The following is a 24,397-nucleotide window of genomic DNA, read 5'->3' as shown; positions in this document are numbered from 1 at the left end:
GGACGGCGACGACGGGTCGGCCGGCCGACCCAGGGACCGGCGACGAGCGGGGCCCGACCCTCCCGTGGGAGAGCCGGGCCCCGATCCGGTCGGACGGTCAGTCCGTGCAGGACGGCAGGTCGAAGTGCCCCGGGGTGCCGGGGAACGCCACCCCGGCGCCCTGCTCGCGGTTGTCGCGCGGGTAGACGTACGACAACTCGAGGAACGCCGAGGTGCCGGCCGTGGTCACGTCGGTCGCGCTGCGACCGGCACCGGAGGCCCAGGCCAGGCTGGTCAGGAACTCCTGCATGGCCGGGCTGTGCTGGCGGACGTCGTTGAACCCGCCGTAGGCCGAGTTGCAGTGGGTGAACAGGTTGTAGGCGCCGTTCCAGTCGAAGAGCCGGTCACCGTTGTTCGGGCCGTTCGCCGTCACGTCACCCTGCAACACGTCCCGGTCCCAGCCGCCGTACATCCAGTCGGTGCCGTGGTGGTGCTGGTTGTCGGCCACGGCGTCGTTGTCCAGGTTCGTCATCTCGAACCACACGCACGGGTCGACCGTGCCCGAGGCCAGGTCCACCGGCCAGGCCCCCGCCGCGCAGTTGTCCGGGTACGACCCGCGGGGACGGAAGTCCAGCAGGTCGGAACTGAGCACCGCGGTCACGGCCGGGCCGTCGGTCGCCCCCGCGCCGCCGAAGAGGTGGTCGACGTACTGGTCGCTGTCACCTCGGGCGGCGGCGCTGAAGACGCCGTCCACCTGGCACTGCGGGTTGGCGGCGTCGAGCGCCGGGTCGCAGCCCTTGCCGCCCCACAGCACATCCGACCCCTCCGACCCGAACAGCTGGTCGCCTCCGCTGTCGCCGTTGGCGACGTCGTCACCGAACCCGGTGTGGATGTTGTCCGCCCCGGCGCCGCCCCGGACGCGGTCCCCCGAGCCGGCGGTCAACCCCGAGTGCGGCATCGGCGCCGAGGTGGAGCTGCCGATCCAGGCGTCCCCGTCGGTGTCGTGCAGCAGGTCCACGCGCCGGTCGTAGGCACCCGCCCGGAATCCGGTGTACGTCTCCTGCGGCACCGACGACAGCGTGGTGGTGAAGCCCAGCGCCGCCACGTCGTCGGGGTTGAGGTACTGGCTCACCACGCCGCCCCGGTCGCCGAGGATGGCGTCCCGGCCGTCGTCGCCGTACAGGGTGTCGGCGCCGAGCTCACCGAGGAGGTCGTCGTCGCCGTCGCCGCCGCGGATCGTGTCGTCGCCGTCCTGGCCCCAGACACCGTCGTTGCCGGCGTCACCGTAGAGCTGGTCGCCGCCGAACGCGCCGGCCGGCTCGCAGGTGGCCTGGGCGGTGGTGCAGAACCGGGTGGACGGGCCGGGCAGGGCCGGATCGTGGGTACGCGCCCGGGTGGCGTCGGCCGGCACGGCGCCGGTCGGGTACCGCTCGGTGTAGACCCGCTCGGTCGGGCTGCCCTGGACCACGGTCACGGTCCGCAGCAGCGACCCGTTGTCGCCGAGGAGCACGTCGTCGGCGCCGTTGCCCTCGATCACGTCCCCGGTGTCCCGGAAGCCCGGGGCCGAGCTGCCGCCGATCAGGTCGTCCTGCCCGGCCGGCGCGCCGTCGCCGACGAGGTCGGCCACGGCCGCCGGGTCGCCCGGCCAGCCCGGGTCGGGCAGCGGGGCGACCGTGGTCCGTCCCGCCGCGCCGAGGGCGCTGTCCCCACGCACGACGTCCGCCCCGCCGTTGCCCTCCAGGTAGTCGCCGTCGCCGTCACCGGTCAGGGCGTCGTCGCCGTCCTGACCCCAGAGCGTGTCGACGCCGTCGCCGCCGCTGATCCGGTCGTCGCCGTACCGGCCGGCGGTGGCCGCCGCCCGGTCCAGCAGCACCACGATCCGCGGGCCGAACAGGGCGCCGCCGGCACCGACCCGGACGGTCGCCGAGGTCGGCTGCTCACCGGTGAGCGGGCGCAGCACCGCGCCGTTGTCGCCGATGACGGCGTCGGACCCGGGGCCGCCGAAGACGGCGTCCGCGGTGTCCGGCTGGCCCGTGGTGGCCGCCCCGGTTCCGTCGTACGCGGTGCTGGAACCACCCACGAGGTCGTCGTCGCCGTGGTTGCCCTCGACCCAGTCGGCGCCGGGGCCGCCCTCGGCGAAGTCGGCGCCGCCGTCGGCGTGCACCCGGTCGGGCCCGCCCTGGCCGAAGATGACGTCGTCGGAATCCCCACCGAAGATCAGGTCGCCGCCGCTGGTGCCGGGCGCCGGGGTGAATCCGAGGTCGAGCAGCGTCACCGTGCGCGGCGGCCCGGCCCGGCCCTGGGTCACCCGGGTCGCGTCGGCGTCCGCCGGCGTGAAGCGGGCGTTGTCCCCGGCGATCAGGTCGCTGTCGCCGTCACCGTGGAGCTGGTCGCCGACGTCGGGCCGGCCCGTGCCGGCAACCGGCTCCTGGCCGGAGCCGCCGACGATCTCGTCCCGGCCGTGGTCGCCGTGGACCAGGTCGGCGCCGTTGTTGCCCTCCAGCCGGTCGTGCCCGCCGTCGCCGTTGATCCGGTCGTCGCCGAGCCCGCCGTAGGCGAGGTCGTCGTCCCCGCCGCCGGAGATCACGTCCCCGGCGCCGGCCCCGGCCACGTCGCCGGCCAGGTCCAGCGGGTAGGGCCCGACGTCGCCGACGCGCGGGGTGCCGTTGTCGCCGACGATCCGGTCCGTCCCCTCCTCGCCGTAGAGGCGGTCTCCACCGTCGGCCGCGCCGGCGGTGCGCCCACCGCCGTAGAGCACGTCGCCGTCGCGACCGCCGAAGACCTGGTCGCCGCCGGCGTTGCCCTCGGCGGTGTCCGCGCCGGCGTCGCCGAAGAGGCCGTCGTCGCCGGCGTTGCCGAAGAGCAGGTCGTCGCCGTCGTCGCCGTGCAGCTGGTCGACGCCCGCCGCGCCCCAGGCCCGGTCGGCGCCGCCGCCGAGGTGCAGGGTGTCGTCGCCGAGCTGGCCGCAGGCGCGGTCGTCGCCGCCGCCGAGGTCGGCCCGGTCGTTGCCGCCACCGGCCGAGACCACCTCGACCCCGGCGCCGCCGAGGACGAGGTCGGCGGCGCCCTGGTCGGCGGGGGCCGGCTGGGCGTCGGCGAGGGTGGCGTCGGCGCAGGTCTCGGCGGGCAGGTGCCGGTCGCCGAAGACGGTCGCGCCGCCGTCGCCGCCGATCACGTGGTCGCTGCCGAGTCCGCCGACGAGCAGCTTGGTCTGCGACTGCGTGCCCGCCGGCAGCGGCTCGTGGGTGACCTGGCGGAACGGACCGTAGCCGTCCGACCCGTCCGGCTCGCCGACCTGGGAGGGCTCGGCGATCACGTAGTCCTCGTCGGGGCCGCCGAACAGCTCGTCGGTGCCGTAGCCGCCGACCAGCACGTCGTCGCCGCCGTAGCCGTAGACGCGGCCGGTCTGGCCGTTCGCCGAGTGCGAGACGACCAGGTCCACGCCGGCACTGCCGTGCACGACGTCCTGGCCGGCGCCGGTGTCGACCTGGTTGACCAGCCCGGCGTCGCCGGTGCCGGCCTGGTCCGCGTCGGCGGGGACGTCGGTGTCGTACGTGTGGATGGTGTCGTCGCCCCTGCCGCCGTTGACGGTGTCCGCGCCGGGGCCGCCGACCAGCGTGTTCGCGCCGTTGGGCCGGTCGTCGACGAGCACGCCGAGCACGTCGTCGCCGCCGTTGCCGTAGACGGTGCTGGCGCCGTGCCCGACGGTGACGTGGTCGTCCGCGCCGGCGTGGTCGGCGGTCGGGGCGGTCAGCGTGGTCCAGTCGACCAGCCCGTTGAGGGTCTTGTCGCCGGCCCCGGTGCGCACGGTGGTGGCGCCCCGGTCGGTGCCGCCGAGGCCGCTGTCGCCGGCGACCACGTTGTCGCCGTCGCCGGTGGTGACGCTGTCCTGCCCGGCGCCGCCGGCGACCCGGCTGACCGTGCCGGCTGCCTCGGCGGTGACGATCACGTCGTCGCCGCCGCGGCCGTCCACGTACGCCGGCCCGGTCCCGGTGCGGATCCGGTCCTTGCCGTCGGAGCCGAGCACCACCGCGGTCTTGTCGAACGCGGAGGTCCTGGTGCCGTCGCCGCTGGTGTCGCCGTCACCGAGGAGCAGCACCGACAGGGACGTCTTGTCCGGTTCGGCGACCTCGTAGCCGCGCCCGTCGACGACCACCCGGGTCAGGGCCGGGTCGAGGAACTCCTGCCGGCGGCCCAGGGCCTCCACCGCGAAGCCGTCGAAGTCGTCCGTGGCGCCCGGGGTGTCCGCGTCGGCGTAGTGCAGCGCGTACACCTTGACCACGTCACCGGCGTAGGTGTCGGCGCCGTTGTCCCACGCCTTGTCGCCGCGCTGGTCCTTGGTGCCGAACTTGCCGGCGAAGACGACCAGGGTGTCCCCGACGGTGCCGGCGAGTTCCGGTGGCGGCGGGGAGCAGTCCGGTTGGGCCCGGAAGTCGAGCAGGGTCGCGTCGACCAGGGTGAAGGCGAACTTCTTCTTGAACAGGAACAGGTCGATGGTGACGTAGACCCTCAGGAAGACCGAGAGCCGCCCGCTGGTGGTGAACAGGCAGATCGGGTTGACCAGGAGCGCCTGGAGGAACTCGCTGGTGCGGAACTTCCCGTCGTTGTTCGGGTCGTTCCAGCTGAAGCCGACGGTGAGCTGGATGCCGCCCTCGATGCCGACCTTGACGATCAGCACGCTCACTTCGGCCCCGGCGGCGATCTCACCGCGCAGGGTGACCACCGGGACGGCCTTGCCGCTGCTGTCGGCGGTCTTGAAGTACAGCCCGTCGAGCAGGCTCACCGCGTCGACGGCCGTGCCGTCGGTGGCCGCCTCGACCGCGTGCCGGATGCCGGCGGTGTCCAGGCCGGCGATGAACCGGGCGGTCACCGAGGCGCTGCCGGACAGCGTGACGAAGACCGGCGGCGGGGCGTAGACCGGGCCGAACGACTGCCGCCAGCTGAAGCCCAGCTCCAGCGGGCCCGAGTCGAAGCTGATCAGCTCGACGTCCTGGCCGAGCAGCAGCCCGAACAGGGAGCCCGGGTTGTCGAAGATCGGGAAGCTGAAGCCGGTCTTCTGGGCGTTGCTCCTGCCGTCGGCGGCCGGGGTGAACAGCTTCTCGCCGTCGTCGCCGGCGGCGGTGTCGACGTCCGCCTTCACCTGGCCCGCGGAGGCCGGGTTGTACTCGGAGGTGCGGTCGATCAGGCTCTCGGCCGAGGCCGGGGAGACCTCCGTGGTCAGCGCCTTGGCGCTGTCCATCTTGAACCCGCCGAGCGGGATGGAGCAGCCGGAGTCGCAGTCGGGTATCCGGTTGATGAAGGTGACCACGGCGCGGACGGTGTCGATGAAGTCGAGCTTCGGACCGCCGTTGAGGGTGCTGAAGGTCTTGGCGAGCCAGACCAGGGTGATGTCGGGGCCGCCGGTGGCCTTCGACAGGTCCGACAGCACAGGGATCGGCGCGTACAGGGTGTCGATGACCGGCTGCAGCGGCCCGGTGACGGCCTTGAGCTTCTCCACCACCGGCTTGAGGATCTTGTCGAAGAAGGCGCCGGCGTCCAGGGCGATGTCGGTGAACGTCACCTTCAGCGGCGTGGTGACGCCGTCGCCCGTGGCGGTGAGCCCGCCCCGCTTGTGCTTCAGGCCCCACTGCAGGCCGAAGGTGGCGCTGATGCCCGGCAGCGCGGAGTCCTCGCCACCGGTGTCCACCGCCGCCGCCAGCTTCCAGTCGATCTTGACCTCGGCGGTGAGGTCGGTGGCGAGCAGCGAACCCAGGTCGGCGAACTCGGCCAGGGTCAGCCGGTCGTCCGGGTTGGCCGTGCAGTCGGCGGTGACGGTGGGGTCGAAGCAGCTCTTCTCCCCCGGCGAGCCCTTCAGGTCGATGCCGAAGTACGCCTTCACCAGCGGGTCGGTGGCCCGCTTCGTCGCCTTCACCTGGATGAAGGCGAGCTGGGCGGCGAGGTCGCCGGTCATGTCGAACTGGGCGCCGACCTGCACCTCGGGCGAGGTGTCCCCGTCGTGGGTGGGGACGTAGAAGCCCTCGTCCCGGTCCAGGACCAGGTCCAGGTGCAGCTTCCAGCCCAGCTTGGCCTGGATGCCGTCCGGGGCGCCCTTCTTCGCCTTCAGCGACAGGCCGGGGATGCCCAGGTCGAGCGGCACGTTGAGCTTGAGGCACTCGTCGGACGCGCTCGCGTCCTTACACCCGTCGGCTGCCGAGGGCGCGCCCTTGGAGGTGGTGAGCTTGATCCGGATCGCCTGGAAGTCCTCGGGCGCGCAGGGCGCCGTGACGCCGCTGCGGCAGCTGACCACCGCGCTCACACCCGGGTCCAGGTCGGCGAGCACCTCGTTGAGGGCCGCCTGCACACCCGCGCTGTCGAGCGTGGCGTTGGCCAGCACCGGCCCGATCGCGGCCTTGACGTCCTCACGCAGTTGCGCGACGAAGCGCTGGCCCTGCTGCAGGTCGTCGCCGACCAGGGGCAGCTTGCCGTCGAAGCTGGCCAGCCGCAGCGCCTCCTCGACCCTGGCCAGGTACCCGTCGATACCGACGTTGAAGTCGGTGAGCTTGAGCGACAGGTTGGCGAAGCAGGAGTCGAGGTTCGGGGTGCCGGCCGTGGGCGTCAGGTCCAGGCCGACGGTGAAGGTGAGCAGGTTGGTGTCGTCGGCCGGGTCGCAGTTGTTGACGAACAGCGGCGCCTTCGCGCAGAGCGGCACGTCCGCGCCGCCGACCCCGTCGCCGCAGTCGACGCCGGCGGTGGTGAACTTCGGCGTCAATCCGAGCAGGCCGGTGATCGGCCCGTCCTCCGTCAGGCCGTCGAGGCCGACGCTCAGGTTGGCCTTCACGGTGGCGAAGTCCGGAGCCTTGCCGAGGTCGAGGGCGAGCGGCCCGACCCGCGCGGCGATCGCCGCGTCGGTGACCCCGCCCGCGACGGTGACGCTGGCCGAGGAGCTGCGGTCCAGCAGCGGCGCGGCGTTCAGGCGCAGGGGCAGCAGCAGGCCGAGCTGCGCCCGGGCGTCGACGTCGACCGCGAACGTGCCGGAGCTGTCCAGGGTGATCAGCTCGCGGTGGGCGTCCCAGGCGAAGTTGAGCGGCCCGCCGGTGTGGAACTTGCGCTTCCAGTCCAGCCCGAGCCGCAGGAACGGCCCGCCCTCGCGCTGGTCCAGGGTGAAGCTGATCCCGCTGTCCTCGCCGATCGCCGCGTTGAGCTTGTCGAGGGCGTCCTGGAGGTTGTCGGGGGGCGAGGCGAGCAGCTTGTCCAGCGCGTCGGCCAACTCCGGGCGCAGGGCGTACGCGCTGCCGTCGGCCGGCTTCGGCGTACCGGCCGCCTCGACGCGCAGGGTCTTCCCGTCGATCTGCTTCAGTACCCGGTACGCCTTGCTGCCGATCACGACGGTCCGGCCCTCGAGCCGGGCGTCGAAGCCGGAGTCGCCGTCGCGGGAGGCGTCCTTGAGCAGGAAGTTCGCCCCGTCGGCGACGAACGTGACGTCCTTGCCGACGCCGCTCTCGTCGGCGCCGAGCAGCTGCCGCGCGGAGCGGCCGAGCAGCGGGATCTCCTTGTCCAGCGGGCCGCTGCCGCCGGGCTGGGACAGCGCGACGTTGATCAGCCGCAGCGCCTCGACGACGACCGCGAAGAGCGCCTTCGGGTCGTCGGGGTTGAAGTCGACGGCGAACAGCTCGGACAGCGCCGAGGTGTCGACCACCGGCTGCCCACCGGCCGTCCAGCTCACGTCGACGCCGACGCCCTCGCCGAGGGCGCCGGTGGCGCCGGGCACGCTGACCGTGACCCGGCCGGTGGTCTTCACCGACGACGACACGGCCAGCAGGTTCCCCGGGTCGGACTTCAACCGCTCGAAGAGCGTGCCGAGGCTGAGGTCCTGCGCCTGCTTGAAGCTGACCTGGAGCATCCGCTCGCCGGCGGCGGCCGGTCCGACGGCGAGGTCGCCGGCCAGCTTGACCTTGAGGAAGCCGGCGGTGGCGAAGAAGTCCACCCCGGTGGTGATCGGGAAGTCGGCGGCGAACAGCGGCGTCGCCGGGTCGGTACGCAGCAGCACCCGGTCGGCGTTCGCCTCCGGGCTGCCGAGGTCGTTGCGCAGGTCGAGCACGAGCGTCACGGACGCGCTGTAACGGGGCTTCACCTTGGCGAAGCTGGCCTGCGCGTTCGCCACCCGCAGGCCGACCTTCTTGTCGCCGCCGACCGGCCTGGTCAGCGTGCCGGCCAGCTCGACGGCGCCGATGTTCGGGCTGGAGCCGCTGATCACCCACACGCTGTCGTTCGGCGGCTGCCCGCCGATCCAGTCCTGGGTGAGGGTGACGGAGTTGGCGGTGTTGGCGGCGACGGTGCCGGCGGAGGTGCCGGCCACCACCCGCTGGCCGACCAGCTGGCCGGGCGTGAACCGGCTGCCGGTGACGCTGAAACCCTTGGCGGTGAAGGTCGCGCCGCGCCCGGACAGCTCCGCGGCGCCCGGGTCGAGCGGGACCTCCACCGTGGACTCCCGCTCCAGCTTGACCCGGAACACCAGCCTGTCGTTGTCGAAGGAGAGGTTGTCCACCGGCAGCCCCTCGGCGGCGAGCAGGGCGAGCAACTGCTGGATGGAGCTGAACTTCGGCTGCCCGGCCAGGGCCGGGTCGTCAGTGGCCGGGTCGAACTGCGGGTCGTCCGGCCGCGGGTGGACGTACTTGCGGAGGAAGTCGGTGAGCTTCTCGTTGACCTTCACGGCGTCGGCGAACGTGCCGCGCAGGAAGGGCAGGTTGAGGTTGCCGGCCGGGCCGCTCTGTTGCACGCCGCTGAGCAGGGTGGCGAGCTGCGCGAGCCCGGAGGCCAGGTCCAGCGGGCTCATGTTGCGGAACTTGGCGATCGTCTCGTCCAGGCCGGTGGTGGTCACCGTGGGGGTGCCGACGGAGATGTCGTTCCAGTCGACGTTCACGGTCGCCGCCACGGCGGGCAGCGCGAAGGGCGCGCCGGAGACGGCCGCGCCGAGCTTGACCACGCCGTGCACCGAGCCGGGGCCGGGCTCGGTCTCGGTGTCGGAGATCTTCCCACCGCCGGAGTTGTCGAGGGCCACCTGCACCAGGCCGGCGAGGGAGCCCGCCGCGCCGAGTTCGCCGGTGTTCGCGCCGGCGGCCGTGTCGAAGGCGAGCCGGCCGTCGCCGTTGGGGTCGGTCATGGTGACCTTGAGGTGGGTACGCGCGGTGAGGGTGCTGCCGGCGGTCAGCGTGACCCCGAGGATGCCGACCGAGGCGGTGGCCTGGTCGAGGTCGGCGCGCAGCCGCGCCGCCGCGTCGATGTCGATGCGCGGGGTGTCCCCGTCGCGCACCAGGTAGGTCTCCCCGGCGGCGGTGTGCCGGGCCCGCAGGTGGAGGGTCGCCCAGCCGGTGACGCCGACCGCCTTGTCCAGCGTCACCCCGGCCAGGGTGAGGTCCTTGTCGACCACTTCGCGCTTCGTGGTCAGCAGCACGTCCAGCAGGTGGTCGCCGCCGCTGGTGCTCACCGAGCTGGTGAGTCGGGTGCCGCCGCCGAGGTCGACGTCGTCCTTGGTCAGGCCGCTGGCCAACGCGTCGGAGGCCCTGTCCACGAGCGTGTCGGCGTCGACGAGCGCGCCAGGGCTGACGCCGAGCAGAGGCAGCGGCTGGCCGAGCAGCCCCAGCTGGGAGAGTCCGCCGTCGGCCCAGGTGGCCGTGCGGGACATCAGGTTCTTCAACGCGCTCTCCCACGCCTCGTCGGCCTGGGCGGGCGCCGCCGTCCACACCAACCCCATCGCGGCGGTCACCGCCGTCGCGATCGCCACGGCTAGCAGCCGTCGTAGAGCCACCATGAGCCACCTCGTTCCTCCGATGGCCGTCACCGACGGCGCTGGTCCGCGCCAGCACATCGATCGCGGGAAATGCTCACAACTCGTGTGTCGGCATGGTGACAGTGCGTCAAACCGAACGGTCGGCACCTCCGGACCGGGTGGCCCGAGAAGACTGTGCTGCGGGCCGTACCGCCCGGCCATGTCGCGCCCCGTCCCCGCCCCCACTGGTGGAGGCCCTGTGCCACGTCGGATCCCGCCGTCGTCACCGCGCTCGCCGGCGGGACCCTGCCCGCCACCTCCGCACCGGCCACCGGAGCGCCTCCCGCGAGCGCCACGGCGACCCGGCGCCCTACCGACACCGGCTCGCCTGCGCGCGGGATCGTTTTCTGGCACCGTCAGAGGAGCCGCCCGTACCGCCCGGTGAGGAGACGATGGTGGGCCACGCCGCCGTGCACCACAGGACCGTCGACGTCGACGGGATCACGATCTTCTACCGGGAGGCCGGGCCGGCGGACGCCCCGGTGGTGCTGCTGCCGCACGGCTATCCCGCGTCGTCGTTCCAGTTCCGTCACCTCCTGCCCGCCCTCGGCGACAGGTGGCGGGCGATCGCGCCCGACCAGCCCGGCTTCGGATACAGCGACGCACCCGACCCGGCCCGGTTCGCGTACACCTTCGACGCCCACGCCGAACTGCTCCGCCGGTTCGCCGAGACGCTGCGCCTGACCCGGTACGTCATCTACCTCCAGGACTACGGCAGCCAGTTCGGGCTGCGCCTCGCGATGTCCGCCCCGGAACGGGTCGCCGGCCTGGTCGTCCAGAACGGCGACATCTATCCCGACCAGCACGGCCCCAAGTACGAGCCGCTCAAGCAGTTCTGGCGCAACCCCACCGACGAGGGCCGGGAGCGCCTCGCCGCGGCGGTCGGCGAGGAGGGCTTCCGCAGCGAGTTCCTGGGCGAACTGCCCGACCGGCTCAGGGACCGGGTGAGCCCCGACCTGTGGCGGCTCGCCGCGGCTTCCGCCGCCACCCCGCAGCGCCGCGCCAATCTGGTCCGCCTCCTCGCCGACCAGCGCAGCACCGTCGCCTGGTTCCCCCGGCAGCAGGCGTACCTGCGCGACCACCGGCCGCCGACGCTGATCGTCTGGGGACCGCACGACGGCTACATGCCCGAGGGCGCCGCGCGCGCCTATCTGCGCGACCTGCCCGACGCGGAACTGCACCTGCTCGAGGGCGGGCACTGGCTGCTGGAGACGCACCTCGACGAGGTGGTCCCACTCGTACGCGACTTCCTCGGGCGGGTCCATCCCTGACCACCCGCGCGGCCGCACGCCGCACCCCCGCCCGGCCGGCTCGGCGGAGTGGGTCGTCCTGCTGACCGGGCGGTGCTTCCGCTAGGTTCCGACGCATGACGGTCGCCCGCTCGATCCTGCTGTTCCTGCTCGCCGCGCTCGCCGAGATCGGTGGCGCGTGGCTGGTGTGGCAGGGCTGGCGAGAGCACCGAGGGCTGCTGTGGATCGCGGCCGGAATCATCGCGCTCGGGTTCTACGGCTTCGTCGCCACCTTCCAACCCGACCCGAACTTCGGCCGCGTCCTCGCCGCCTACGGCGGCGTCTTCGTCGCCGGCTCCCTCGCCTGGGGCATGGTCGTCGACAAGTTCCGCCCCGACCGCTACGACATCATCGGCGCAGCCATCTGCCTCGTCGGCGTCGCCGTCATCATGTACGCCCCTCGCAACGGCTGATCCCTGGCCCTCCGCAACCCGACCGTAAAGCGGAACCAGGAGTCGCTACCCGCGACCGTCGGCACCCGCCCGGCCCCTACCCGTGACCGGGTGGATCAAGGGGTGCGTCCGGCACCGTCGGGCCGCGCGTCACCCACCGTCGCCGTGGCAGCCTCCAGCACGGCCCGGAGCGGCGCGTGGGGGAACCCCTCGCCCGTGCCGGTGTCCGGCCCCAGCCGGGTGCTGTAGAAGGGTTCGTCGTGGCGGTCGTCCTGACGGGCCCACAGGTTGCCGGCCTCGTCCCGCTGCCAGATGACGTTCTGACCACGGAAGTCGGCGCGTTCGAGCCAGTCGGCGCCGCACGGCCAGTAGCCCTCCCACTGCGGCGGGCGCAGTGCGGCGTACGCCTCGTCGACGGCGGCGACGGCCTGGTCCACGTCGTCATCGTCAAAGACGGCGGCGAATCGGCACAGCAGGGCCAACGGCGCCCCGGGGTGCTGCAGCTGCGGATCCCGCGCGGCGATCGCCCGGCAGATCAGGTCGAGTTCGGACCAGCGCAACGCGTACGGGTGCCAGTGTGCGAGATCGTCCCATCCGAGCTCGGCCGGCTCGGCCGAGTCAGGGGTGGTGACCTCCAGGCTGTAGGAGTCGATCGAGGCGTCCATGCTCAGGACGACATGGTGACCGTCGCCGACCTCGAAGGCCACGTCGAGCGACGAGTCGTCGGAATCCTCATCCGCATCGTCGTCATCGTCATCGTCATCGTCCAGCAGGTCTTCGAGGTCACCGAGCCGATCCGCCCCGGGTCCCTCCTCGTGGGCGAAGGTGTACCGCGCCCAGAACACCGGATCGCGCAATGACTCTTGCAACGCTGGTGGAGTCGCCACCACCAGAACTATAGGGATCGCATGAGCGGAATCCGGAACGGGGTCAGCGGCGTGGTGGGCTGGTCAGCGGCTGGTCGTGCCCGCCAGCGGGAGAGGTTTGTCGAGGGACCTGTCCCGGGGGCGGCTCACCGCTCGGCGCCGGGAATCGTGTGAGCGTCCGATGTTTGCCGGGGCTCACGCCGTGGATCCGCTTGAAGGCCGCGCTGAAGCCGAAGGCGTCCGCGTACCCGAGCCGGCGCGCCACGGCGGCGACCGTCTCGGTGGTCTCGGCCAGCATGTCGGCGGCGAGTGTCATTCGCCAGTCGGTCAGGTAGGTCAACGGTGGCTCACCCACCAGTTCGGTGAACCGTTTGGCCAGCGTCGTGCGGGACACCCCGGCCCGGGCGGCCAGGGAGGCGAGCGTCCACGGCTCACCCGGGGCGTCGTGCATGGCGCGCAGCGCCGGGCCCACCGTGGCGTCGCTCAGCGCCCGGTACCAACGGGGTGCCTCGGCGCCCGGCTGGTCGAACCAGTCCCGGATCGTGCAGACCAGCAGCCAGTCCAGCAGCCGGTCCAGCACGATCTGCCGACCCGGGCGGCACCCGCCGAGCTGGAAGTCCAGATAGTCGCGCAGCGATGAACAGTCGTGCTCATCCGGTACGACCAGCACCGGCGGGAGCACTCCGAGCAGCCGCTGCGGCGCCTGGCTCCGGACGTGGTACGCCCCGGCCAGCAGCACCGTCTGCTCGGCCGGGCCGGTGTCCGGTGGCTGGGCCACCAGCGACTGGCCACAGCTGACGTCCCGCAGCTCGTCCGGCCGGAAGCTCGACCGGGGCTCGGCGGAGAAGACGAACGGTTCCGGTCCCCGCACCACGACGGCCTCGCCGACCCGTACCAGAAGTGGCTTGTCGCTCTCCGGGTGGACGATCCAGCCCTCGCCGCGCAGCGGCACGCAGAGCGTCAGGGGCGCGCCGTCGGTGAACCGCAGCGCCCACGACGGTGACAGCACCGACCGGCCGAAGGCGGCACCCTCCGCGCGTACGTCCCGCAGCAGACTGTCGAACGGGTCCATTCCTTCACGATAGGGCGCGGACGATCACACATGCCCGGCGTACGACCAGCCATGTCCGGCCGGCGGCCGGGCCGGTTGACTCGTGGCCATGACGAAAGAAACGAACGAGATCCTCGTCATCGGGGGAAGCGGGAAGACCGGACGCCGGCTGGTGCGCGCGCTGCGGGCGGCGGGCGCGCGCGTACGGGCGGCTTCCCGCTCGGGCGAGGTGCGATTCGACTGGACGCAGCCGACCACCTGGCGGCCGGCCGTGGAGGGAGCGTCGGCGGTCTATCTCATCGCTCCGGCGGACCCCGAGACGGCTGACGACTTCGTGTCGCGGGCGGTGAAGGCAGGCGTCGGCCGGTTCGTGGCGCTCTCCGGACGCGGAATCGACAAGATCGACGGGGATTTCTCGCCGAGCATGGTGGCCGCGGAGCAGGCCGTGCGCGGCTCCGGCGCGGAGTGGACGATCATCCGCCCGAACAACTTCAACCAGAACTTCGACGAGGACCTGTGGCGCCAGCCGCTGGCCGACGGCCGCCTGGCCCTGCCGATGGGCGCCACGCCGGAGCCCTTCATCGACGCCCAGGACGTCGCCGACGTCGCCGCGGCCCTGCTGACCGAGGACGGCCATCACGGGCAGGTGTACGAGCTGTCGGGCCGCCACGCGCTCACCTTCGCCGAGGCGGTGACGACGATCGCCACGGCGGCCGGCCGATCCATCCGGTACGTGGAGTTGACGCCGGAGGAGTACCGGACCGAACTGCTCGCCGAGGGTTACTCGACGGCCGACGCGACGGCGCTCAACGCCATGTTCGCGGGGATGCGCGCCGGGTATCTCGCCGAGCCGACCGACGCGGTGCGGCGACTCCTCGGCCGCGACCCGATCGACTTCGACACCTACGCCGCGAGGGCTGCCGCGGCCGGCGCATGGTCGTGACGCAGCCGGGACAGCAGCCGATCTGGTACGGCAGCCCGGGATCGCCCGTTGGACGACGCCCGTCTACACGGCGATCCCGGGCTGCCTCCTGTCGACGACACCCGGAAGCCGGCAGGACAGGTTGTCGTGCCCGCTAGTCGCCCACCGGCGCCGCGCGGAACGTTCGCCGATACGCACGAGGCGACACCCCGGTGGCGGCCAACAGGTGCTGCCGGAGCGAACCACCCGATCCGAACCCGGCCTGCTCCGCGATCCTGTCCACCGTCAGGTCCGTGCTCTCGAGCAGTTCCCGGGCGCGTTCGACCCGCTGCTGGGTGAGCCAGGTCATCGGGCTCACCCCCACTTCGTCCTGGAACCGCCTGCTGAATGTCCGCACGCTCATGTTCGACCGGGCGGCAAGCTCCGCCAGGACCAGCGGGCGATCAAGATGTTCGAGTGCCCACGCTCGGGCCGGTGCCGTCGTCGTCGAGTCCGCTTCGACCACGGGCCGCCGGATGTACTGGGCCTGGCCTCCGTCGCGCCAGGGTGGGACGACGCAGGAACGGGCCGCCTCATTGGCGATCTCACTGCCGTGGTCCCGTCGGATCACGTGCAGACACAGATCGATTCCCGCCGAGACGCCTGCCGAGGTGAGAACGTTGCCGTCGTCGATGAAGAGAACGTCGGCATCGACGACGAGGTCCGGGTAGAGGCCCTGAAGGCGGTCGGACTCACGCCAGTGAGTGGTCACCCGGCGTCCGTCGAGGATGCCCGCCGCCGCCAGGACGAACGAACCCGTGCAGATCGCCATGACGCGCGCGCCGGGGCGGACAAGCCCCAGCGCGTCACGCAGCGGCGCAGGAAGCGCCTTCTGTTCGCCCCACTCCCGCCCGCTCGCCGAGGGAGGGATCACCACGGTGTCCGCCTGGGCCAGCGCCGTGTGGTCGTGATCCACGGCGATCGCGAAGTCGGCCGAGGTGTCTATGGGGCCGCCATCGAGCGAGCAGGTGGTCACCGAGTACAGCGGCTTGCCGTCGGAACCGAGGGCGGCGCCGAAGAGCCGCGAGGGGATGGCCAGCTCGAACGGGACGACGCCGGGAAGCGCGAGCACAACGACGCGATGCATGACCAGATCCTGACACATGTTGTCCATCTGGCCACTGTAGCGGCCCTGCCCCTCCGGAGATGCTGGACGGGCGCGGCCCCCTGATGCGGCCGACACGACAGGTGAGGAGCACAGTGACAACCAGCTCGGGGCGAGCGCCCGACCGGATGCTCGCCGTCAGCCAAGACGCGGCCGGTGCACCCGACGTCCTGAAGATCATCGAGACGCAGCGTCCGGTCCCCACACTCGGCGAGGTCCTCGTCCGCGTCCACGCCGCAGGGGTGAACCCCACCGACTGGAAGACCCGCGCTCGCGGCCAGTTCGCCACCGGCACGCTCCCTCCGTTCGTCCTGGGCTTCGACGTCTCCGGTGTGGTCGAAGAGGTGGGGCCCGGGGTGACCCTGTTCGCGCCGGGCGACGAGGTGTTCGGCATGCCGCGCTTCCCGCATCCGGCGGGCGCGTACGCGGAGTTCGTGACCGCCCCCGCCCGGCACTTCTGCCGTAAACCGACAAACATCGACCACACGACCGCCGCGGCGTTGCCGCTGGCGTCCCTGACCGCGTGGCAGGCTCTCGTCGACACCGCCGACGTCCAGCCGGGTCAGCGCGTCCTCGTCCATGCCGCCGCCGGCGGAGTCGGGCACCTGGCGGTGCAGATCGCCAAGGCGCGCGGCGCATGGGTCGTCGGCACCGCGAGTGCCGGCAAGCACGACCTTCTTCGCGGGCTGGGCGCGGACGAGTTGATCGACTACACGACGGAGGACTTCGGCGTCCTCCGAGAGATCGATGTCGTGCTCGACACCGTCGGCGGGGACTACACCCCGCGCTCACTCCGGACCCTGCGCAGGGGCGGGATCCTCATCTCGCTTCTGCCCATGGCCCCCGACTTCCCCGCCGACCTTGCCGAGGAACTCGACGTCCGCGCCACCCGAATCCTCGTCGAGCCCGACCATGCGGGCATGAAGGCGGTCGCGGATCTCGTCGCTCGTGGGCAACTGCGGCCACTCGTCGACACCACTTTCCCGTTGAGGGAGGCGGCTCAGGCCCACGAGCGCGGCGGGACCAACAGCACCACCGGGAAGATCGTCCTCTCCGTCTCGCCTGAGGCCCGCCCTCGCACGCGACGCTGCCCCAACCACGTCACTCACAGAGGAGTTCCATCCGCATGAGCAACGCGACACCTCCCAGCACGGCCGCCGTCGTCGAATCCTTCTTCGCGCGATTCGGCGCCGGTGATGTACCCGGACTCGTCGACCTCTTCGCCGACACGTTCGACTTCGCGGTCAGCGGGACCCCCAACATCCCCTGGTCCGGGCAGCGCTCCACCCCGGCCGAGCTGCCGGACTTCTTCGGCTCGTTCGGACGCGTACTCGGACCGGCTCAGGAGTACAACGTCACGGCGACGGTCGTCGACGGGGAGAACGCGGTCGTGCTCGGGCACAACAAGTTCGAGGTCCTCGCCACGGGGAAGACGTTCACCAACCACTTCGCGCTGCACATCGGTGTCAAGAACGGCAAGATCACGACCTATCACATGTACGAAGACACCTATGCGATCGACGCCGCGTTCGCCGCGTGAGCCGCGGACGAGCTGACCACGGTTGAGCCGTGCGGTGATCGGAACCGACTGTCCGGATCCCGATCACCGCACGCTGTGCCTCACCACCCGTTGCCGAGCAGCGAGAACCGTGCCGCCGTACGACCGACGCAGCCCGGTAGCGATCCGGTACACGCTCCTTACCCTGATGGCTTGGCAGACTGACGGCGTGACCGATGAGCACAGCCAGGACGAACCCGACACCGACCAGCCGCCCCGGACACCAACTCTGAAAATCGCGAGGCAGTTGGCAAGGGAGTTGGTTGGGGTGGCGACTGTGGAGGTCGTCGGCATCAAGGGCGGGATATCGGTCGACGTCACACCATGTAACCGCGATGCTCGCGCCTTCGGATGGGCGGACTTCTCCCATGAACTCATCCTGCAGGTCGGCAACTATGGCGGCCGATGGGAACTGGGAGCCGGCCCCGAAGACGTCGCCCTGCTCGAAGACATCGCTCGCTCAGTGATCGCCGGCAGGGTTCGGGAGGTGTTCGCTCCGGGTCGCTCGGCCATCTCGGTCACGCTCGCCGATGGAGCCGTGGAGACCGAGATCGGAGGCAAAGCGCCAGCCGGTTGCCTGCCGCTACCCTTCTGGCAGCGTTGGTCGCGCGGCATCCAGTACGCCCCGTACCGGTACGACGGTGCGAGCGCCAGTTTGGAAGATCGTTCTCGGCTGTCGTGATCTGTCGGGATCGCCAGGTCGTCTGGAGTTACTGCTGCCCGATCATGACCGCTGCTGACCGTCTGAGACACCCATTACTGGCACGCTGCTGGCAACGACGTCGCGAGGCGCGCGGTTGTCCAGCGCCCGGAGCAGTTGGACCAACGCCGAGTCGGAGGTCCACGCGCCAGCGATACACGGAATGGAGTACGGCTAACGCCCGTGCTGGGCCTATGACCTGCTATGGGCCAGGTCCAAGACAGGTCATCCAGGATCAGTCCGTGGATAGTCCGTGCGGTTCGGGCCAACCTTGCTGGGCGGCGAGGGTGTGACCAGCGTGTGGTCGACGTGGACGGCGGTTTCACCGGCTGACCGGCGTCAGGCGCGGCGGTGCGATGTTGTCGCCGTGCCCGGCCTCAACCATCGCGGCGACGGGAGGCGTCTTACCTGGCGAGGGGGTGGGCATGACCAAGACGTTCCACGAGTTCGTGGCACACCGCTCACCAGCGCTGTCCCGGACGGCCTATCTGCTCACCGGTGATCACCAGCTCGCCGAGGATCTGCTGCAGAGCGCGCTGGCCAAGACGTACCAGCACTGGCGGCGCATCCGCGACGGCGACCCGGATTCGTACGTGCGGCGGGTGATGTACCACCAGCAGGTCTCCTGGTGGCGGCGCCGCCGCCTCGCCGAACGGCTGGACCCGGAGCCCACCGACCGGCCCGGCGACGACCACTCCGACGCGACCGCCCTGCGGCTCACCCTGGCGGCCGCGCTGCGCCAGCTCACCCCGCGCCAACGCGCCGTGGTCGTGCTGCGGTTCTACGAGGACCTGACCGAGACGCAGGTCGCCGAGGTGCTGGGCTGCTCCGTCGGCACGGTGAAGCGGCACGGCCACGACGGGGTACGCCGGCTGCGTGCCATCGCCCCCGACCTGGTCGACCGTGCGGCGGAGAGGAGCCCGCGATGACCGCCCGACTACGCGAGTCGCTGCACACTGCGGCGGCCGACGTTCCCGTGTACCCGGTCTACGACCGGGCGCTCGCCACCGCCCGCCGTTCCCGCCGCCGTACCAGGCTCGCGGCCGTGGCGGCGCTGGTGCTGGTTGCGCTGGTCGGGGCGGTGCTGCCGCTGGCGGGTGCCCCCGCCGTCGACCCGGCAGCCGGCGCTGAGGCCGCGCTGCCCGACCGGGTCGGCGTGCCGCCCTTCGGCAGCCTGCACGCCACCGATCGACCGCGCCCCGGTCCCGCCTCGGTGATCTTCACCGGTCAGGCCCCGCGCCTGATGTACGGCAACGAGGGCAGCATCATCGCGGTCGTCGGTGCGGACGCCGACCGCTACCGGATCATCAAAGGGGAGATCGAGGCGCAAGCCGGCGAGGACACGGTGCTGTCTCCCGACGGTCGCCGGGTCGCCTTCAGATCAGTCGGCTACACGCGTCCCCGAGTGGAGATCGTCGACCTGGTGACCGGGCGCAGCCGTACCGTGGCCAGCGGGGTCTCCGGCACCGTCATGGTCGAACCGGCGGGCTGGTCGCCGGACGGGCGCGCGCTGGTCGTCCGAGACACTGTGCCAGCCAACCCGGAACGCAGCGCCTACCGGCAGGTGCTGAGCATCATCTGGCTGGACGACGACCGCCGGACCCGGCTGGCCGACGATTACGAGGGGAACGGGTCCCCGGTCGCATTCGCCCCGGACGGTGCACGGCTCGCCTTCCAAACCGGGCGGACGGTCTCCGTCGCCGACCTCGACGGCCGGCGGCTCTCCTCGTTCACCCTCGCGCCCGAGACGGAGCTGGCCGGCAAGGGCGCCTGGAGCACCGACGGCCAGACGCTGACGGTCACCCGGCGGGACGGCAGCAGCTGGAGCCTACGGCGGATCGACCCGGCCACGGGCAGAGACCTCGGCGCGATGGACACGCCGGCCGTCTCCGGTGTGACCGCCATTCGGCTGCTGGGCTGGACGGTGGATGGGAGTGCGCGGGTCGTCGCTTACCAACCCGCACCCCACGCTCCCGCCGCGTTCGACGCGCCCCTCGAAATGGATCAGCGACTGGCGTACGGCAACGTCGGCACTGTGCGGGTGCTGGCCCTCGCCCGTGGCGCGAACGATCCCACCACCCTGCTCACCGCCCCAAAAGACGTCGTCGCGATCGACGTTTCCGACGACGTGATCCGCAGCGGTCGCACCCGTGACGCAAGCCCGCCCCACGGGGTGGGCCCACGATTCTGGGTCTGGACCATCCTCATTACCGTCCTGGTGACCGGCATCGCGGCGTACCGCTGCCGCGAAGGGCTGGCACTCTGGCTCGACAACCGGCATGTCAGGCGTGCGCGCGGGCAGGGTGAGGGATCATCGTGATCGCAGAGGCTGGAAGACCGAGTAGCACTTGGCGGACCTTCACCTGGCCGGAAAACGCTCGCGGATGGACGACCCCCGCCGGGGGGAAAGTGACCTGACGTAGCAGCCGGCGTGATGAAGTGCCGTACCGCGTGGTCAGACGCATCGGTCATGCCGTCGAGCAAGATCGAGTCGGACCACGCGGTACGGCGTTCGCTGACGAGCCGCTGACTTTCGAATGACGCGCTGCGGGCGCCCGAGGACGGCCGGAGGCCGCCCGCAGGGCAGTCCGCGAGCGTGGGTAAGCGCCTACCCCTGCCTTGCAAAGATCAAGACTGCTGTCGGCTGGCGTCGGTGGCTGCCGTTGACCTGCTCGCCTTGTCGCCTCGCGTCGACCCCTAACTGTCTCCGTCGGTCGGCTTGGCTGTAGGGGTGGCCGTACAGCCAAGCCTCGTCACGGCAGTTCTAGCTCCCAAGCCTCGAACGGCGGCTCGACTGTGTACTCCCGGTCGCAGTAGCGGCGGATGTACTGCGCGGCGCGCCACTCGGCATCACCTGCGTTCGTCACCTGGCCCTGCTCGTCGATGTCGAGCACGTTGGAGAAGATCGCCATGACCTGTTCGAGCGTCGAGCCGAACTGCATCAGAGCAGGCCGGTAGTCAATCCCGTCCAGGAGGTCTAGGCACAGCGTGCCATTGGCGAGGTAGAACGCGAAGAACCGGTAACACGACCTGACATCTTCCGGCAGCTGGCCCACGCGCTGATCATGCAGCACTGGCCAGAGCCCTGCTACTCGGTGGCAAGCCACGTAGCGGCGCGGCAGCGATCGCCCCGCCCTCGGCGTCGGCTAGCCTCTCTCGCGATCGTCACGGCATCACCTGGAAGCGACCGCATCAGCGACCTACGCATTACGAGATCAAACTGGCCGCCCCGCCGACCTGGTCGCATGATGGTCTAGCAGCGGAAACACCTCTCGGCATCTCACACTGCTCCCCCGCTGTCCGCCGACCTCTTGCGGACTAGATGCGGACTGTTACCTGCCACGCCTCGCTCGCGGCATCACGTCCCGTCGCAGGGTCCTCATCAAGGCTGCGTGTCGATCAGTGCCACCACGTGGCATGAGTCGACGGGCGTACAGAGTCGCTAGCCCCACCCATATCCCAGCCACCCCGACAAACACTGTCCCAAACGTGATGGCGATCGGCAGCCAGACCAGCGGTGGCGTCAGGGACCAGAGCGCTATCGCGCCGATGGTCAGACCCATCATGAGCGGCCCGACGAGCAGGCAGCGGTACCCGACGACCAGCAGCCGATATGCTCCCGTCGCCCGGATCCGTTCGACCGCCTTGTCGACCTCTGTCATGTCGGTGATCTTCCCGGATCACCGCAACTGTTCGCCCCCGCTCGTCGTAGCCGCGAGCCTCGTTGTCGGTTGTCAAAGCCTGCACCTGGCGGCCACGACCGGCCTGGGATTTAGAAGAAGATCAGGGATGGCTGGTCGGGTGGCGACCCTGCCACCGCCGGCCCGACCCTGGTGGCTTCGCCCCTGGTCAGCCCGTCCGTCATTGTCGGGCAGCGTCGGCGCTCGCAAGCGGGCTTGGCTGTACGGATGGCTGTACAGCCACACGGTTTAGGAAGTATGGACACGGTCGATAGTCGCGGGGTGTCGACCTGGCCTGACCTGCGCCGCCATGCCGACCGCCGCGTCCAGGACCTGACCGCCGATGACCCTAGGATCCCGTCCCATCGGGCACGCGACGGGCACGCCCCGCACTCCCCTGCATCGCAAAGATCAAGGCCCGACAAGCGTCGGGAGACCGTGCTGGCACGGCGCGTCGTTCTCTGGACCTCCGACCCGCCGCGCGCCCGCCCGGCGGCTAAGCGGAGTGGCTAGGCCGTATCCCAGTCGGAGGAAGCCAAGACCTCGTAGGGAATTGTCGCCAAAACCTCGGCAGGTCCCTCCAACTTCCACACCCGGACGCAGCAGCCGCAGCCACCTTCCTCTTCGGCGTAGGTCAGAGCGTCACGGTTGGCGTTCAGCCAAACCTCAGCCGCCTCGACCTCGCTCGTCTTATCCACGGAGGCCGCCATGGTTTGCCGGATCACAGCGAGCACCGTAGCGCACGAGACTGGGTGGACCACGCCGGCTGATCTGTGTGGCCGGGCTGCGCGCGGCGGCCGGGGTCGCGTCGGGCGGACAGGCAGGACGATGGTTGGCCCTGGCCGATGCGATCCTCGCCGACGTGGCAGCCCACGGGCAGCATCCGTCCGGGCGTTGGCAGCGGGCGTACGACGACGGGCGGGTCGACGCCGCGTTGCTCTTCACCGGCATTCGGGGCGCGGCGCCGGCAGGGGACGCGCGGACCGAGGCGACCCGGCGGGCGATCCTGGCGGAGCTGGAATGCGACGGATACCTGTACCGGTTCCGCCCCGACAGCCGCCCGCTGGGGGACGCCGAGGGAGCGTTCCTGCTCTGCGGTTTCGCGGCCGCGATGGCCGCCTGGCAGGCCGGCGACATCGTGGGGGCGAACCGGTGGTTCGAGCGTAGCCGGGCCGCCTGCGGCCCGGCGGGCCTCTTCACCGAGGAGTACGACGTGCAGCAGCGGCAGTTGCGCGCGAACCTGCCCCAGGCGTTCGTGCACGCGCTGATGTTGGAGACGGCGGTAACCCTGGGTCGGGCGGAACCCTGCCCATCGGCCGGCTGAGCGGTCTACCCGCCGCCCGTGCCCGAGATGAGTGCCAGCCCGGTCTCCGGGTCCACCCGCTTGGCCAACTCAGGCGCCACCTCGGAGATCATCACCTCCAGTGTCGGCCAGACCCGGCCGCGGAGCAGGTGCCCGCCCACGGTGCTGCCGTCGGCGCGGCCGAGCACCGCGTGCACGTGCAGCGCCGGCTTTCCGCCCCGCTCGGCAACGTCGCCGAGCAGGGAGAGCACCTCGACCTGCTCGCGTACCGGGATCGGTCGGTAGTCGCCGGTCTCCCGGTCGAACCACCCGACCTCGGCGTCGGCGAAACCGCCGACGGCGGTCACCCGGGCGGCGTGTATCCGATGCTCGCGCAGCGCCGCCCCCACGGCCTCGACCGCCTCCTCCCCCTTGTCGCAGACGACCACGAGGACCCGTCCGGTCTGGTGGTGCAGCTCGTGCGCCCTCATCGCCGACCGTCCCGCCGCCAGCCGGCCGGCAGGGTGGTCACCGTGCTGCCCCGACCGGTCGGGCGACCACTGGTGTGCCAGGGCGGCACCGCCTTCGTCGCGTCCATCGCATCCTTTCCTCTCTCCGGCGCGGCCTCAGCCCACCCGGTACCGCTCCGCCTCGGCGGCACGCAGCTCCAGCCCGTGGCCCGGCCGGTCCAGTGGCACCGGGGCGCCGCCTCCCGCCGCGGACACCGCACCGTCGAAGAGCATCGCCTCGATCCGGACGTGGTCGTGGAACCACTCGATGTGGCGCAGGTTCGGCGTCGCTGCCGCCACGGCCAGGTGCTGGTGGGGCGCACAGTGCGCGGACACCTCCAGGCCCGAGGCGGCGGCCACCGCCGCCGCCCGAAGGAATTCGCTGATGCCGCCGCACCGGGTGACGTCGATCTGCAGGCAGTCGACGTACGGGGCCATCCGATGGAAGTAGACGAGGTCGAAGCCGTACTCCCCCGCCGCGACGTCGGGCAGCACCTGGTCGCGGACCAGCCCGAGGCCGACCAGGTCGTCCGAGCTGACCGGTTCCTCGTACCAGCGCACGTCGAGGTCGGCCGCGGCCCGGGCCATCCGTACCGCCTGCTTGCGCTGGTACCCGCCGTTCGCATCGACGTACAACTCGGCGTCGTCGCCGATGGCGCGTCGGGCGGCCGCCATCCGGGCCAGATCCCGCGGCGTGTCGGTGCCGCCGGACTCGCCAATCTTGATCTTCACCCGTGGGATGCCCTCGTCGTGTACCCAGCCGGAGAGCTGCCGGTGCTGCCGCTCGGCGTCGTAGGTGGTGAATCCGCCGCTGCCGTAGACCGGCACCTGCCGGCGGGCAGTGCCGAGCAGCCGGGCCAGCGGCAGGCCGTGCCGGCGGGCCCTGAGGTCCCAGATCGCGCAGTCGGCTGCGGAGAGCGCCAAGCCGGCGACTCCGGGCCGTCCGGCGTTTCTCAGCTGCCGCCGCATGGCCGACCACGCAGCCGGTACGTCGTCCGGGTCGAGTTCGGCCACCACGGGCGCGAGCAGGTCCGTGACGACCGGAACCACCGCCGCGGGCCCGTACGTCCAGCCGGTGCCCACCTGACCGTCGGCCTCCGCGCGGACCAGCACCATGGTGGTGCTGTCCCAGGCGAAGGTGCCGTCGCCCTCAGGCGCGTCGGTCGGTACCCGGTACGCCGCCGCGCTCAGCCGCCGCCGGGGGCGGTGACGGCGGTGCG

16 protein-coding genes and 1 pseudogene are annotated in these 24,397 nt (G+C 71.6%); 9 read left to right on the top strand and 8 right to left on the bottom strand.

Going from position 1 to position 24,397, the window contains the following annotated elements; translation table 11 throughout:
- Positions 1–97: 97 nt before the first annotated feature.
- Positions 98–9,766, bottom strand: a complete 9,669-nt coding sequence (locus AB0L34_RS18515; protein ID WP_363705608.1) for a calcium-binding protein — start codon at positions 9,764–9,766, stop codon at positions 98–100.
- A 413-nt stretch (positions 9,767–10,179) separates the two neighbouring features.
- Between AB0L34_RS18515 and AB0L34_RS18510 the strand changes: the two genes are divergently transcribed.
- Both AB0L34_RS18510 and AB0L34_RS18505 read left to right on the top strand, forming a co-directional pair.
- Positions 10,180–11,055, top strand: a complete 876-nt coding sequence (locus AB0L34_RS18510) for an alpha/beta hydrolase (protein WP_363705607.1) — start codon at positions 10,180–10,182, stop codon at positions 11,053–11,055.
- Positions 11,056–11,150: 95 nt separating this feature from the next.
- A complete protein-coding gene (locus AB0L34_RS18505; protein ID WP_363705606.1) occupies positions 11,151–11,486 on the top strand; it encodes a YnfA family protein in 336 nt (111 codons plus the stop codon).
- Positions 11,487–11,581: 95 nt separating this feature from the next.
- Here the strand turns inward: AB0L34_RS18505 and AB0L34_RS18500 are convergent, their stop codons facing one another.
- Positions 11,582–12,355, bottom strand: a complete 774-nt coding sequence (locus tag AB0L34_RS18500; protein WP_363705605.1) for a hypothetical protein — start codon at positions 12,353–12,355, stop codon at positions 11,582–11,584.
- Between the two features lie 40 nt (positions 12,356–12,395).
- Complete coding sequence (locus AB0L34_RS18495; protein WP_363705604.1) at positions 12,396–13,403, bottom strand: AraC family transcriptional regulator; 1,008 nt, start codon at positions 13,401–13,403, stop codon at positions 12,396–12,398.
- Between the two features lie 88 nt (positions 13,404–13,491).
- Between AB0L34_RS18495 and AB0L34_RS18490 the strand changes: the two genes are divergently transcribed.
- Positions 13,492–14,325, top strand: a complete 834-nt coding sequence (locus AB0L34_RS18490) for an NAD(P)H-binding protein (RefSeq protein WP_363705603.1) — start codon at positions 13,492–13,494, stop codon at positions 14,323–14,325.
- A 133-nt stretch (positions 14,326–14,458) separates the two neighbouring features.
- On the opposite strand, the gene AB0L34_RS18485 is transcribed toward AB0L34_RS18490, so the two are convergent.
- Entirely contained in the window at positions 14,459–15,457 is a 999-nt protein-coding gene (locus AB0L34_RS18485; protein WP_363705602.1) for a helix-turn-helix domain-containing protein, read from the bottom strand.
- Positions 15,458–15,576: 119 nt separating this feature from the next.
- Here AB0L34_RS18485 and AB0L34_RS18480 point away from each other — a divergent pair, with 119 nt between their 5' ends.
- From AB0L34_RS18480 to AB0L34_RS18460, 5 genes are all read left to right on the top strand, one after another.
- On the top strand, positions 15,577–16,578 hold the full coding sequence (locus AB0L34_RS18480; protein ID WP_363705601.1) for an NADP-dependent oxidoreductase: 1,002 nt from the start codon (positions 15,577–15,579) through the stop codon (positions 16,576–16,578).
- Positions 16,575–16,988 (top strand): nuclear transport factor 2 family protein, encoded by a 414-nt coding sequence (locus AB0L34_RS18475; RefSeq protein ID WP_363705600.1) that lies wholly within the window; start codon positions 16,575–16,577, stop codon positions 16,986–16,988. The genes AB0L34_RS18480 and AB0L34_RS18475 overlap by 4 nt, the downstream gene beginning before the upstream one ends.
- 187 nt (positions 16,989–17,175) lie before the next feature.
- Positions 17,176–17,688 (top strand): hypothetical protein, encoded by a 513-nt coding sequence (locus tag AB0L34_RS18470; protein ID WP_357456957.1) that lies wholly within the window; start codon positions 17,176–17,178, stop codon positions 17,686–17,688.
- A gap of 443 nt (positions 17,689–18,131) precedes the next feature.
- On the top strand, positions 18,132–18,635 hold the full coding sequence (locus AB0L34_RS18465; RefSeq protein ID WP_363705599.1) for a SigE family RNA polymerase sigma factor: 504 nt from the start codon (positions 18,132–18,134) through the stop codon (positions 18,633–18,635).
- Positions 18,632–20,026 (top strand): hypothetical protein, encoded by a 1,395-nt coding sequence (locus AB0L34_RS18460; protein WP_363705598.1) that lies wholly within the window; start codon positions 18,632–18,634, stop codon positions 20,024–20,026. The genes AB0L34_RS18465 and AB0L34_RS18460 overlap by 4 nt, the downstream gene beginning before the upstream one ends.
- 433 nt (positions 20,027–20,459) lie before the next feature.
- On the opposite strand, the gene AB0L34_RS18455 is transcribed toward AB0L34_RS18460, so the two are convergent.
- Together AB0L34_RS18455 and AB0L34_RS18450 are read right to left on the bottom strand one after the other, a co-directional pair.
- Complete coding sequence (locus AB0L34_RS18455; protein ID WP_363705597.1) at positions 20,460–20,762, bottom strand: hypothetical protein; 303 nt, start codon at positions 20,760–20,762, stop codon at positions 20,460–20,462.
- 1,133 nt (positions 20,763–21,895) lie between these two features.
- Positions 21,896–22,111: a hypothetical protein gene (locus tag AB0L34_RS18450; protein ID WP_363705596.1), complete on the bottom strand. Its 216-nt coding sequence runs from the start codon at positions 22,109–22,111 to the stop codon at positions 21,896–21,898.
- 38 nt (positions 22,112–22,149) lie between these two features.
- Between AB0L34_RS18450 and AB0L34_RS18445 the strand changes: the two are divergent.
- Positions 22,150–22,710 (top strand): annotated as a pseudogene (locus tag AB0L34_RS18445) (glycoside hydrolase family 15 protein); the annotation flags it as partial.
- A 5-nt stretch (positions 22,711–22,715) separates the two neighbouring features.
- Here AB0L34_RS18445 and AB0L34_RS18440 read toward each other — a convergent pair.
- Positions 22,716–23,159, bottom strand: a complete 444-nt coding sequence (locus AB0L34_RS18440) for a PPC domain-containing DNA-binding protein (protein ID WP_363705595.1) — start codon at positions 23,157–23,159, stop codon at positions 22,716–22,718.
- A gap of 135 nt (positions 23,160–23,294) precedes the next feature.
- Positions 23,295–24,397, bottom strand: a 1,103-nt coding sequence (locus AB0L34_RS18435) for an enolase C-terminal domain-like protein (RefSeq protein ID WP_363705594.1), incomplete at its 5' end; no start/stop codon positions are given.

This window comes from Micromonospora sp. NPDC052213 (genome assembly GCF_040679695.1).
In the GTDB taxonomy this organism is placed as follows: Bacteria; Actinomycetota; Actinomycetes; order Mycobacteriales; family Micromonosporaceae; genus Micromonospora.
The sequence above is the reverse complement of the archived record's forward strand: the minus strand, read 5'-3'. Positions and strand labels throughout refer to the sequence as shown.